Origin of the sequence: Mycobacterium sp. 1165196.3, assembly GCF_001673415.1 — a bacterium.
GTDB lineage: Bacteria > Actinomycetota > Actinomycetes > Mycobacteriales > Mycobacteriaceae > Mycobacterium > Mycobacterium europaeum_A.
In genome coordinates this window covers 1-12954 of the sequence record NZ_LZLU01000067.1, presented here as the reverse complement: position 1 = coordinate 12954, position 12954 = coordinate 1, and the positions used below count along the sequence as shown (strand labels likewise).

General features: G+C 67.8%; 11 protein-coding genes. 9 read left to right on the top strand and 2 right to left on the bottom strand.

Annotation, left to right across the window (positions count from 1 at the left end; all coding sequences use genetic code 11):
• The first annotated feature begins 886 nt into the window (after window positions 1-886).
• Window positions 887-1249, top strand: a complete 363-nt coding sequence (locus A5659_RS06640) for an ATPase (RefSeq protein WP_066881377.1) — start codon at window positions 887-889, stop codon at window positions 1247-1249.
• Window positions 1250-1274: 25 nt separating this feature from the next.
• Here the strand turns inward: A5659_RS06640 and fadD2 are convergent, their stop codons facing one another.
• Window positions 1275-2954 (bottom strand): long-chain-fatty-acid--CoA ligase FadD2, encoded by a 1680-nt coding sequence (fadD2, locus tag A5659_RS06635; protein ID WP_067179951.1) that lies wholly within the window; start codon window positions 2952-2954, stop codon window positions 1275-1277.
• Between the two features lie 57 nt (window positions 2955-3011).
• Here fadD2 and A5659_RS06630 point away from each other — a divergent pair, with 57 nt between their 5' ends.
• Entirely contained in the window at window positions 3012-4307 is a 1296-nt protein-coding gene (locus A5659_RS06630) for a DNA polymerase domain-containing protein (protein ID WP_067179923.1), read from the top strand.
• A 2-nt stretch (window positions 4308-4309) separates the two neighbouring features.
• Here the strand turns inward: A5659_RS06630 and A5659_RS06625 are convergent, their stop codons facing one another.
• Window positions 4310-5701 (bottom strand): NarK family nitrate/nitrite MFS transporter, encoded by a 1392-nt coding sequence (locus A5659_RS06625; protein ID WP_067179920.1) that lies wholly within the window; start codon window positions 5699-5701, stop codon window positions 4310-4312.
• Window positions 5702-5896: 195 nt separating this feature from the next.
• On the opposite strand from A5659_RS06625, the gene A5659_RS06620 reads away from it, so the two are divergent.
• The 7 genes from A5659_RS06620 to A5659_RS06590 all read left to right on the top strand — a co-directional run.
• Complete coding sequence (locus A5659_RS06620; RefSeq protein ID WP_066865332.1) at window positions 5897-6481, top strand: TetR family transcriptional regulator; 585 nt, start codon at window positions 5897-5899, stop codon at window positions 6479-6481.
• Window positions 6482-6537: 56 nt separating this feature from the next.
• Window positions 6538-7551: an ABC transporter substrate-binding protein gene (locus A5659_RS06615; protein WP_067179917.1), complete on the top strand. Its 1014-nt coding sequence runs from the start codon at window positions 6538-6540 to the stop codon at window positions 7549-7551.
• Between the two features lie 112 nt (window positions 7552-7663).
• A complete protein-coding gene (locus A5659_RS06610; protein WP_067179913.1) occupies window positions 7664-8338 on the top strand; it encodes an allophanate hydrolase subunit 1 in 675 nt (224 codons plus the stop codon).
• A gap of 18 nt (window positions 8339-8356) precedes the next feature.
• Entirely contained in the window at window positions 8357-9268 is a 912-nt protein-coding gene (locus A5659_RS06605; protein ID WP_066865314.1) for a 5-oxoprolinase/urea amidolyase family protein, read from the top strand.
• Window positions 9269-9739: 471 nt separating this feature from the next.
• Entirely contained in the window at window positions 9740-11137 is a 1398-nt protein-coding gene (locus A5659_RS06600) for an MFS transporter (protein WP_066881375.1), read from the top strand.
• Between the two features lie 89 nt (window positions 11138-11226).
• Window positions 11227-12378 carry a uroporphyrinogen-III synthase gene (locus A5659_RS06595; RefSeq protein WP_156748871.1) on the top strand — a complete coding sequence of 384 codons (1152 nt, stop codon included), beginning with the start codon at window positions 11227-11229 and terminating at the stop codon, window positions 12376-12378.
• Window positions 12369-12954: sirohydrochlorin chelatase (locus A5659_RS06590; RefSeq protein ID WP_066865307.1), on the top strand; the 586-nt coding region annotated here is incomplete at its 3' end. The genes A5659_RS06595 and A5659_RS06590, both read left to right, overlap by 10 nt.

Genomic DNA, 12954 nt, shown 5'->3' with positions numbered 1-12954 from the left:
CGGAGATGGTGGTCACCACCACCAGTTCCACCAGTGCTGGGGGCCCCAGTAGCCACGGCCCCAGTTGCCGTGACCCCAATTGCCGTGCCCCCAGTTGCCATTTCCCCGACCATCATGGCCGCCCCATCCACGACCGCCGGGGCGATCGGGGATGAAGCCCGGTCCGCTGTGCGGCCCGGCACTGGCGAAGCTGGTGGTGGCTGCGGGCGCAGGAGCGGCCGCAGCTGTGGGGGCGCCGCCGATAAGCAGCGCGCCGGCCACAGCCCCGGCACCTATGACACCTGCGGCCGCGCCGCGTAATGATCGCCCGAAGATCATTAGAGTCATTCCTTCCAACCACTTGCTATCGATAACAACGACGTTAGTGGGACATTTCTGAGCAAACAAGTGCAATTCGCTTTTTGGATTGTGAATTAGACAACAACGACGTCGTACCGGGCCGAATACTACCGCCTATTTCCGATGCGAATTTATGCAATTCAGTTCTTCATAAATACTGATGCCGACGCCACACCATCCCAGTTTGCCCAGTTCAAGGACAATCTACTGAATTACTGGCTCACCGAACGCGTATCTACTGACGTCCGCTTTCACGCATTATCGCATTAGCTGATTCCGCGCCCTTCACGTCGAACTTGTCCACGCCATTCAGCATCACACGCAACCGGGTTACATGCAGACAGCTACATTTATCCATTTGCGAGAGAATCTGCGGAACGGGCCGGCGTGCGCGGCACGCAACTGCGGTTCGACGCGCCCGGCGGCCGACCGGCCCCCGGGCGGCCCGGCGACGCGACTTACGCTGGCCTCGGTGACAGAATCAGTATTGACACAACGGCACCGAGCGCTGATTTACTGATTGGCACTCACGGAGGAAGACACCGAAGTGAACTTCAACAGCAGCCACAGCGGACCCAGCGTCGGAGCCTTTCGCGCCCCCAACTCGGCCGGCGGCCCGTCGGGAGACGCCGCGCCGACCGAACGCCTCACCAGCCTCGGGCAACCAGGCGGCCACCGCATCGCCGCCCAGCCGGCCGCCCAGCCGGGTCGCACCCAGCGGACGCGTCGCACCGTGGACCTGCCGGCGGCCACGCACCGGGCGCTCGACATCTGGCAGCGGGAGGCGGCCGACCGGCTGGGGGTCGCCCGGGTGACCGGCCAGGAGGTCCTCACCGCGCTCATCGACCAGCTCCTGGTCGATCCGAAGCTCACAGCGCAGATCACCCGCGCCATCAAAGACCGCCGCTGACTCGCTTGGCGCCAGCCGTACCGGGCTAGTCGACGTCCATTTCGCGCAGCTCGCGCTTGAGGATCTTGCCGGTCGGGTTGCGCGGCAGTTCGTCGAGGAAGACCACCTCACGCGGCACCTTGTAGCGGGCCAGGTGGTCGCGCACATAGTGCTTGACGGTGTCCTCGTCGAGGTCGGCGCCGTCCTTCTTCACCACGAAGGCGCGCAGCCGGTGGCCCCATTCCTTGTCCTCGACGCCGATCGCGGTCGCCTCCACGACGTCCGGATGCCCGGTGATGAGGTCCTCGACCTCGGCCGGGAAGACGTTCTCGCCGCCGGAGACGATCATCTCGTCGTCACGCCCGCTGATGTAGAGCAGGCCGTTCTCGTCGAAGTAGCCGACGTCTCCCGACGACAACAGGCCGTCGATGACCTGCTTCTTGCCGCCCCCGGTGTAACCCTCGAACGGGAAGGCGTTGCCGACGAAGATGCGCCCGACGTCGCCCTGCGGCAGCTCCTTGCCGTTGTCGTCGAAGATCTTGACCTTCACACCCTTGACGACCGGCCCGACCGTCGACGAGTTGTATTCCAGGTGCTTGGGCTCGGCGATGGTGGCGAAGGCGATCTCGGTGGAGCCGTACATGTTGTAGATGACCGGGCCCAGGTCCTTCAGGCCGCGCTCGGCCAGGTCGGCTCCCAGCGCCGATCCCGATACGAACACGATCTTCAGGCTGGACAGGTCGGGCTTCTTGTCCATCTTCTCGATCGTGTCGAGAATCCGCGACAACATCACCGGGACGACGACCATCGCGGTCACCTTGTACTTCTCGATGTCTTCCAGCACGTGTGGCGGCTTGAACTTCCGGCGTAGCACCAGCGTCGAGCCCAAGAACATCGCGATCGTGCCATGCAGGAATCCCAGCGCGTGGAACATCGGCGCGGGCAGCGAGGTCACCTCGTTGGCCTTGAACGGGACATGCGACAGGATGCCGCCGATGGGCGCCAGCGTCGGCGGGGTGCTGCGGTTCGCGCCCTTCGGGGTGCCGGTGGTGCCGCTGGTCAGGATGATGATCGACGAGTGCTTGCTCGCCTTGGGCGCGGGCTTCTTGTCGCTGCGCTCGATCAGGTCGGCCAGCGTCTCGTCCTCGCTGCCCGACGGCTCGTCGCTGTCGGGGTTGGTCCCGAGCGCCCGCAGCTTGCCCAGCTCCGGCGATGCCTTGCTGACCGCCTTGGTGTACTCGTCGTCGTAGATGACCAGCTTGGCGCCCTCTCGCTCGGACACCTCCTTGATCTGCGGTCCGGAGAACTCGCTGTTGAGCAGGATGATGCGGGCGCCCACCCGGGCGGCGCCGAAGTAGGCGATCAGGAACCAACGCGTGTTGCGGGCCAGGATGGCGACGCCGTCGCCGCCCTTGACACCCTTGTCGATCAGCCCGTTGGCGACCGCGTGCGCGGCGTCGTCCAGCTCCTGGTAGGTGAATTCACCCTCTTCGTCGATGCACGCCGCGCGGTCGGGATGGCGCCTGGCGTTGAGCGCCGGCAACATGCCGAACTCGCCCCACTTGTAGATGTCGGCGGCCATCGCCGCGTAGTTCTGCGGCGGCTCGATCCGGAAGGCACCCGATTCGAAGATTTTGCGCACGTAGTGCAGTTCGGCCGAGCCGCGTTCGACGTATTGCTGAACTTTCGCGGCGGCCTGACCGGGGAGGCCGAGGAGGTTAGGCATGGAATCCACCTTATGTGACGTCCGTCTCAGTACGGCCAGAAATTCTGGCGAATTAGCATGAACCGCATGACCCGTCCGGTTTCGCTGGAGGTGGCCGGGCGCCAGGTCACGATCACCCATCCGGACAAGGTGGTGTTCCCCCGCGCGAGCGGCCGCGAAACCACTGGATTCTCCGGCGGCCCGTACACCAAGCTCGACCTGGTCCGCTATTACCTGTCCGTCGCCGACGGCGCGCTGCGCGGTGTGGCCGGCCGCCCGATGATCCTGAAGCGCTTCGTCAAGGGCATCACGGAAGAAGCGGTGTTCCAGAAGCGCGCCCCGGCCAAACGGCCGGACTGGATCGACGTTGCCGAACTGCGTTACGCCCGAGGCACTTCCGCCGCCGAAGCGGTGATCCACGACGCCGCGGGGCTGACCTGGGCCATCAACCTGGGCTGCGTCGACCTCAACCCGCACCCGGTGTTGGCCGACGACCTCGATCACCCCGACGAACTGCGGGTCGACCTGGATCCGATGCCCGGGGTCTCCTGGCGACGCATCGTGGACGTCGCGCTGGTGGCCCGCGAGGTGCTCGAGGACTACGGCCTGACCGCGTGGCCCAAGACCTCGGGGTCGCGCGGCTTTCACATCTATGCCCGCATCGCGCCGCGCTGGGAGTTTCGCCAGGTGCGGCTGGCCGCGCAGACCGTTGCCCGCGAAGTCGAGCGGCGCGTGCCCGAGGCGGCGACCAGCCGTTGGTGGAAGGAAGAACGCGAGGGCGTCTTCGTCGACTTCAACCAGAACGCCAAGGACCGCACGGTCGCGTCGGCCTACTCGGTGCGGGCGACGCCGGACGCGCGAGTCTCGACACCGCTGCACTGGGACGAGGTCGCCGGTTGCCGGCCCGAGGCGTTCACCATCGACACCGTGCCCGCCCGGTTCGCCGAACTGGGCGACCCCTGGGCCGGGATGGACGACGCCGTCGGCGCACTCGACCGGCTGCTGGTGCTGGCCGAGGAGATGGGGCCGCCCGAGCGCGCCCCGAGAGGGTCGGGCACGCGCGGCAAGGGCACCGGCGGCAGGCGGCAGTCGGCGATGCCGCTGATCGAGATCGCCCGCACCAAGACCAAGGACGAGGCGGTGGCGGCGCTGGACGTCTGGCGCGAGCGCTATCCCGCGGCGGCCGGCCGACTGCAGCCGATCGACGTCCTGGTCGACGGGATGCGCGGGCCCAGTTCGATCTGGTACCGGATCCGGATCAACCTGCAGCACGTTCCCGAAGACCAACGGCCTCCGCAGGAGGAGCTGATCGCCGACTACAGCCCGTGGAAAAAGGAGGGGCAGGGATACGGCGGCCGGCAGAAGCCGTCCTGACGCTAGATCCCCACCCGCGTGATCGCGTTGTGCTTGCGCAGGTAGCAGTACCAGGTGACGCCGAGCAGGGCGAGGAAGAACACGATGTAGAACCGCAGCGCCGGTTCGATGCTGCCGAACTCCGATTTCGACCACGCGTAGGCCAGCGGGACCACGAACCCGCCGAACGCGCCCACCGCCGAGATGACGCCGAGCGCACCGGCGGCCTGGCGGCGCATGCCCACCATGGTGTCGGGGTCGCCCCCGGCCAGCTCGCCCTTGATCTTGAAGATCCGCGAGATCATCCGGTAGGTCGAACCGTTGCCGATGCCGGTGGCGACGAACAGGAACATGAAGCTGGCGAAGAAGGCCGGCAGGTTGACCGCCTTAACCGACCACAGGGCCGCCGCCGCCCCGATCGCCAGCATCACGAAGCTGGCCGCGGTGATGCGGGCGCCGCCGATCCGGTCGGCCAGCTTGCCGCCGAGGGGCCGGATGACCGATCCGATGCCGGCACCCAGGAAGGCCCATGCCAGGGCGATGTCACCGCGCCCGAAAACCGTCTTGAGCAGGGTCGGGAAGGCGGCGGAGTAGCCGATGAACGAGCCGAAGGTGCCGATGTACAGCAGCGACATGATCCAGGTGTCGGGGTGCCGCAGCGACTCCAGCACGGGCTTCACGTCGGCCTTGGCCTCGGTGAGGTTGTTCATGAACAGGAAGGCGCAGATCGCGGCCACCACCGCGAGCGGCACGTAGAACAGTCCGGCGCGCGACAGCGCCATCCCGCCGCCGGCGATGACGATGGGCGGGATGATCTTCTGCACCACCGCCACCCCGATGTTGCCGCCGGCCGCGTTCAGGCCGAGCGCCCAGCCCTTGTCCTTCTCCGGGTAGAAGAACGAGATGTTGGCCATCGACGAGGCGAAGTTGCCGCCGCCGAAGCCGGCGGTCGCGGCGATCGCCACCAGGGCGCCGAACGGGATGCCGGGGTGGCTCACCGCCCAGGCCAGCAGCAGGCAGGGGATCAGCAGCAGCGCCGCCGAGATGGTCGTCCAGTTGCGGCCGCCGAAGAGCGGAACCGCGAAGGTGTAGGGCAGCCGCAGGAACGCCCCAACACCGCTGGGCACGGCCACCAGGCACAGGGCCTGGCTGGCGGTCAGCGCCCACCCGGACGCGGCGGGGTGCCCGTGCGCCCCGGCCGTCATCTGCACCACCACGATGCTCCACAGCATCCAGACGCTGAATCCGACGTGCTCGGCGAAGATCGAGAAGATCAGGTTCCGCCGGGCGATCGGCTTGCCGGTCGTCTCCCAGAATTCGGGGTCTTCGGGCCGCCAGTCATCGATCCAATGCCGCCCCTTGCGAGACTCGCGCGGTGGCGCGGGCTGCGATGCCGGGGTGATGGTCGAGGTCATCTGGTGGGACTCCTGGCTTGAATGGGGCGCGGGCAGTGACCACTCGACGCTAAAGACGCACTGTTACCGGACTGCGTGTGCACAGTTACGTGGGCGATACGCAGAAATCGCAACGGCCCGGACCCGTTTGTCAGAACTCTGCAACGCAAGATGTCGCGAACCCACGGCGAGGGCTCGATGCGCGACAATCGGCTCATGCAGGTGACTGAGGCTCCCCTGGGCCTACGGGAGCGCAAAAAGATCAAGACCCGCCGCGCCATCCGGCGCGAGGCGTTTCGCCTCATCGAGGAGAACGGCTTCGCCGCGACCACCGTCGAACAGATCGCCGAGGCGGCCGACGTGTCGCCGAGCACCTTCTTCCGCTATTTCCCGTCCAAGGAATCGCTGCTGCTCGCCGACGACCTGGACCCGCTGATCCTCGAGGCGTTGAAGGCCCAGCCGCTCAACCTGTCTCCGGCCCAGGCCTTCCGCCGGGCCTACGCGGCCGTCATCGCCGAGTTGCCCGACGACCAGCTGGAGTTCGAGAGCACCCGGCAGCGGCTGATGTTCTCCATACCCGAGCTCAAGGCGGCGATGTACGACGAGTACTACCGCACCGTGACGGTCGCCGCCGAGGCGATCGCGCACCGAATCGGCCGTGCCGCAGACGATTTCGAGGTCCGGGTGTTCGCCGGCGCGTTGACGGGTGCCATGATGGCCGCCTTCGACAGCGCCCCCAAGACCGCCGACACCATCTATCGGGCCCTGGATTTCATGGACGCCGGCATGCCGCTGGGCTAAGGGCCTCAACAGCGCGGCGATGCATTTGTGCGGGCGGAACGCGATACTCTCACGCGATGCGACAGGGATGGAATCGACGGGGATTCTTGCAGCTCGCAGGGGCTGCCGGGGTCGCCGCGATCGGCGGCGCGACCGCGCTCTCCGAGCTCGTGGCGGGGTGCTCGTCAAGCAAACCGGCTCCGGGCGCCACCCCGGGCTCGGTGACGATCACCCACCTGTTCGGTCAGACCGTCATCAAAGAACCACCCAAGCGCGTCGTCAGCGCAGGCTACACCGAGCAGGACGACCTGCTCGCGGTCGGGGTGGTGCCGATCGCGGTGACCAACTGGTTCGGTGACCAACCATCCGCGGTCTGGCCGTGGGCCACGCCCAAGCTCGGCGGGGCGCAGCCGACGGTGCTGAACCTGGACAACGGCATTCCCGTCGACCAGATCGCCGGCCTGAAACCGGATCTGATCGTGGCCGTCAACGCCGGCCTGGACGCCGACACCTATCAGAAGCTCTCCGCGATCGCCCCGACCGTCGCCCAGTCGGACGGCGACGCCTTCTTCGAGCCGTGGAAGGAGCAGGCCACCACCGTCGGGCAGGCGGTCTTCCAGGCCGACCAGATGAAGTCGTTGATCGACGGCGTCGACCAGAAGTTCACCGACATCGGCAAGAAGAATCAGCAATGGACCGGCAAGAAGGCGCTGCTGATGCACGGCGCGTTGTGGCAGGGCACGGTCGTAGCCACCATGGCGGGCTGGCGGACGGACTTTCTGAACCAGATGGGCCTGGTCATCTCCGACAGCATCAAACCCTTCGGCACCGATCAGCGCGCCGTCATCCCGCGCGATCACATCAAGGCGGTGCTCGATTCCGCCGACCTGGTGATCTGGACGACCCAGAGCCCCGACGATCAGAAGGCGATACTGGCCGACCCGGAGGTGGCCGGGTCGCTGACCACAGCGCAGAACCGCCACATCTTCACCACCAAGGACCAGGCCGGCGCCATCGCGTTCGCGTCGCCGCTGAGCTACCCGGTCATCGCCGACCAGCTGCCCCCGCTGATCACCAAGATCCTGGGGTAGCCACGCGCGCGGGCGTGGCTGTTTGAGCGTTTGCTAAGGCAGCTCTGGCAGTGCTCGAAAATCCGTCGCCCGCCCCTCGCACAGGCCCCGATCCCGGGGTTACCGTCGAGTAATGAGCGTGACGGATCTTAGCGGCGACCTGGCCCACAACCTGCCGACGGAGCTGGTCGGCAACACCGTCGTGGACTACGGCGACCGCGCGCTGATGGTGCAATGCGGCAGTACCGCCGAGGTATTGGCATGGGCGGACGCGCTGCGCGCCGCGGCGATACCGGGCGTGGTCGACGTCGTGCCGGCCGCCCGCACGGTGCTGGTGAAGCTGGACGGCCCGCGCTCTCAGGGCGTCATCCGTCAGCGGCTGCGCAAGATGCGCGTCGACGCCGCCCCTTGCGCCGCCTCGGCGCGCCGCGCCGACGTGGTCATCGACGTCGTCTACGACGGCCCGGACCTGGCCGAGGTCGCCGACCGCACCGGACTGACCATCGCGGCGGTGATCGACGCCCACACCGCCACGCCGTGGCGGGTCGGATTCAGTGGATTCGCACCCGGTTTCGCCTATCTGGTCGACGGCGATCCGCGCCTGTGGGTGCCGCGCCGCCCCGAGCCGAGGACATCGGTGCCCGCCGGCTCGGTCGGCCTCGCCGGTGAATTCAGCGCGGTCTACCCGCGGCAGTCCCCCGGTGGGTGGCAACTGATCGGCCACACCGACGCGGTGCTGTGGGATCTGCAGCGGCCGAACCCGGCGTTGTTGGCGCAGGGCATGTGGGTTCAGTTCCGGGCCGTCTAGATACCTGAGGAGATAGCCGTGCCGATCCTGGAGATCCTGCGCACCGGACCGTTCGCCGTCGTCCAAGACCTCGGTCGCCCGGGGCTGGCCCACCTGGGCGTGAGCCGCTCGGGAGCAGCCGACCGGCGCGCGCACAAGCTGGCCAACCGGCTGGTGGCCAACCCCGACGACCGCGCCACCGTGGAGGTGACGTTCGGCGGTTTCGCGGCCAGGGTCACCGGCGGTGACGTGGACATCGCTGTGACGGGCGCCGACACCGACCCCACGGTCAACGGAATCAAGTTCGGCACCAACAGCATTCATCATGTGCGCGATGGCGAGGTGATCTCGCTGGGCGCGCCGCGCGCGGGGCTGCGCAGCTATCTGGCGATCCGCGGCGGCATCTGTGTGGAGCCGGTGCTCGGGTCGCGCAGCTACGACGTGATGTCGGCCATCGGCCCGGCGCCGCTGCGCAGCGGTGACCGCCTGCCGATCGGCGAGCACACCGACGCCTACCCCGAGCTGGACCAGGCGCCGGTCGCGGCCATCACCGACCATGTCGTCGAGCTGTCCGTGGTGCCCGGGCCGCGCGACGACTGGTTCGTCGATCCCGACGCCCTGGTACACACCGATTGGGTGGCCTCGGATCGCAGCGACCGGGTGGGGATGCGGCTGACGGGCCGGCCGCTGCAGCACTGCTACCCGGACCGCCAGCTGCCCAGCGAGGGCGCCACCCGCGGCGCAATTCAGGTGCCCCCCAACGGTTTACCGGTGATCCTGGGACCCGACCATCCCGTCACCGGCGGCTACCCGGTGATCGGCGTGGTGGTCGACGAGGACGTGGACAAGATCGCCCAGGTGCGGCCCGGCCAGACCGTGCGACTGCACTGGGCGCGGCCCAGGTCCCTGGTGGGCGCCCAGTCCGGTGCCGCGAGTTGGCCGTTTTCCTAGATCTCGCCCGCCGAATCGTCGGCGCGGGAATCGCCTGTATCCCAGCTCACACCGCGGCGGCCGGATGTGTGAAATCACTTGATGGCGGCGCCCATTCACGGCCGATGAACCGCGGCCTCGCGAACTGATTGTCCCTCAGGCAGTTACCAGATAACTGGTAAACAACTAACAGGCGATATCGGCCCGTTCCGGTTGACCCGTTCGCGTCGTAAATGTGAGCATCGGACCATACGGCGGGGCATGCCCGCCCATTCGGGGTGCCCAAGCGTCGAAAGCCAGTCTCCGAACCGCTTTCCCGATATCGGGCGAGCGCGGTGACCCCTGGCGCGGCGGCGGCCCGATGCGGCGGTTCGTGGGGCCTGAGGAGAGGATCTGTATGCACGCCGGTCGACGCGATGCCATTGGGGCGCAATCGCTTTCCGTGATACGGCGACAGGCATAACCGCCGTGGCGAAGAAAGGTGACGATCGGATGGGCCGCAACCACCGCATCGCGGACTGGAATCCGGAAGACACGACGGCCTGGGAGGCCGGCAACAAGAAGATCGCCCGGCGCAACCTGCTGTGCACCATCGCCGGTGACCACGTGGCGTTTTCGATCTGGACCCTGTGGCCCGTCATGGCGTTGTTCATGCCGGGGTCGGTCTACGGCTTCTCCGCCGGCGACAAGCTGCTGCTCGGCGCGGTCGCCACCCTGGTCGGTGGTTGCGCGCGGATCCCCTACACCTTGGGCATCGCCGCCTTCGGCGGTCGCAACTGGACGACGTTCTCGGCCTTCGTGTTGCTGATCCCGACGGCCGGCACCATCGCGCTGCTGGCCAATCCCGGTGTGCCGCTGTGGCCGTTCGTGCTGTGCGCCGCCCTGACGGGGCTGGGCGGCGGCAACTACGCGGCCTCGCTGGCCAACGTCAACGCCTTCTACCCGCAGCGACTCAAGGGCGCCGCGCTGGCCGTCAACGCCGGCGTCGCCAATCTGGGGGTGGCGGTGATCCAGTTGGTCGGCCTGCTGGTGCTGGCCACCGCCGGCCACGAGGCGCCGTACTGGGTGTGCGCGGTGTACCTGGTGTTGCTGGTCGTCGTCGGCATCGCGGCCGCCTTATTCATGGACAACGTCAACCACGGCACCCAGCTGAGCACCATGCGCTCGATCCTGTTCGAGCGCGACACGCATGTGATCTCGCTGCTCTACATCGCCACCTTCGGCTCCTGGATCGGCTTTTCCTTCGCCTTCGGTCAGGTGATGCAGGTCAACTTCGCCGAAGCCGGGGAAAGCCCCAAGCATGCGGCGCTGCACGCCGCGCAGCTGGCCTTCCTCGGGCCCCTGCTCGGCTCGCTGGCGCGCATCTACGGTGGCCGGCTGGCCGATCGGCTCGGCGGCAGCCGCGTCACCCTGGGCGTCCTGGCCGGCATGACCCTGAGCGCCGGGCTGCTGGTCACCATCAGCACCTTCGACGACCACCACGCCGCGGCCCACTCCGTCAGCATGATCGGCTACGTCACCGGCTTCATGGTGTTGTTCGCCCTGTCCGGCATGGGCAACGGTTCGGTGTTCAAGCTGATCCCGTCGGTCTACGAGGCGCGCAGCCGTTCACTGGACGCGAGCGAGGACGAACGACGTCATTGGGCCCGCGCGAAGGCGGGATCGCTGATCGGCGTCTGCTCCGCCGTCGGTGCGCTCGGGGGCGTGGGGATCAACCTGGCGCTGCGCCAGTCGTACCTGAGCACCGGCACCGAAACGTCGGCCTACTGGGTGTTCCTGGTGTCCTATGTGGTGGCGGCGATCATGACCTGGACGGTCTATGCGCGCCGACCCGCAACCGCGCCCGGCCTGTCCGGGTCGGCACCGGAAACCGAGGCGGCCCGCGTGTGAGCCGGCTCGCAACACGGGCAATGCCACAGCAATTGACCGGTAACGCAACGGAAACGTCGCAGGCATACACACTTCATATGGCCCCCCAACTGGCCCCACCAGACTCCGCGCCGCTGACCGGCTACCGGATCGCCGTCACATCGGCGAACCGCGCCGAGGAGCTGTGCGCGTTGCTGCGCCGCAACGGCGCGGAGGTGTCCAGCGCCGCGGCCATCAACATCATCGCGTTGCCCGAAGACGAAGAACTGCAGAATCACACCGAGGCGGTGATCGCGGAGCCGCCGGATATCTTGGTGGCGCACACCGGCATCGGCTTTCGCGGCTGGGTCGCCGCGGCCGACGGGTGGGGCCTGGCCACCCAACTGTTGGCGTCACTTGCCAAGTCGCGGATCGTGGCCCGCGGCCCGAAGGCGACGGGGGCCTTGCGCGCCGCCGGATTACACGAAGAGTGGTCGCCCAAATCCGAATCGTCGCGCGAGGTGCTGCGCTACCTTCTCGAGTCGGATGTCGCCGGCAAGCGCATCGCCGTCCAGCTGCACGGCGCGGCCGACGGGTGGGATCCGTTCCCCGAATTCATCAACGGCTTGCGATCGGCGGGCGCCCAGGTGGTGCCCATTCACGTATACCGCTGGAAGCCAACGCCGGCCGGCGGTGACTTCGACCAGCTCGTCGCCTCGGTCGCGCGGCGCCAGTTCGACGCGGTGACCTTCACCTCGGCCCCCGCCGGCGCGGCGCTGTTGGAGCGCAGCCGTGAATTGGGCATCGAAGACCAACTGCTGCAAGCGCTTCGCAGTGACGTGCACGCGATGTGCGTCGGCCCGGTCACCGCGCAACCGTTGATCCGTGCCGGGATCCCGACGTCGTCACCCGAACGAATGAGGTTGGGGGCGCTGGCCCGCCACATCGCCCAGGAACTCCCGCCCCTGCGGTCGTGCACCATCCGCGCGGCCGGCCACGACATCGAGATCCGCGGGACCTGCGTGCTGGTCGACGGTTCGGTGAAGTCCCTGTCGGGGTCGGGCATGGCGACCCTGCGGGCGCTGGCGCAACGCCCCGGCGATGTCGTCGCGCGCAACGACTTGCTCCGGGTGCTGCCCGGCAACAGTAACGACCCGCACGCCGTCGATACCGCGGTGCTGCGGTTGCGAACGGCGTTGGGCGACAAGAACATCGTCGCAACGGTGGTCAAGCGCGGCTACCGTCTTGCGATCGATCATCCGGAAGACTCCCCATGGCACTGATCCTGGTAGCACACGGCACCCGCCGCCCTGGCGGTGTGGCGATGGTCGAAGACCTTGCGGCACAGGTGAGTACGCTGGTCCGCAGCCAAGTCGACGTCGCCTTCGTGGACGTGGTGGGCCCCACCCCCAGCGAGGTCCTGGTGCGCGTGAAGGCGGACGACCGGCCCGCCATCGTGGTGCCCGCGTTCCTGTCGCGCGGATACCACGTCCGCGCCGACCTGCCCGCGCACGTGGCGGCCAGCGGCCATCCGAACGTGCTCGTCACCCCCGCGTTGGGTCCGAGCGGTCAGATCGCCCGCATCGTCGGCGACCAGTTGGTGAAATGCGGCTGGCGTCCGGGCGATTCGGTGATATTGGCGGCCGCGGGAACCTCGGATGACAAGGCGCGCGCGGACCTGCACACCACCGCGACGTTGTTGTCCGCGTTGACCGGATCGCGGGTGAGCCTGGCGTTCGCGGCCACCGGCGATCCACAGCTGGCCGAGGCCGTGGAGCGGGCCCGCGCGCGCCGCGCCGGTAGCCGTGTCGTGGTCGCCTCATACCTGCTGGCCGACGGCCTGTTCCAGCAACGGCTGC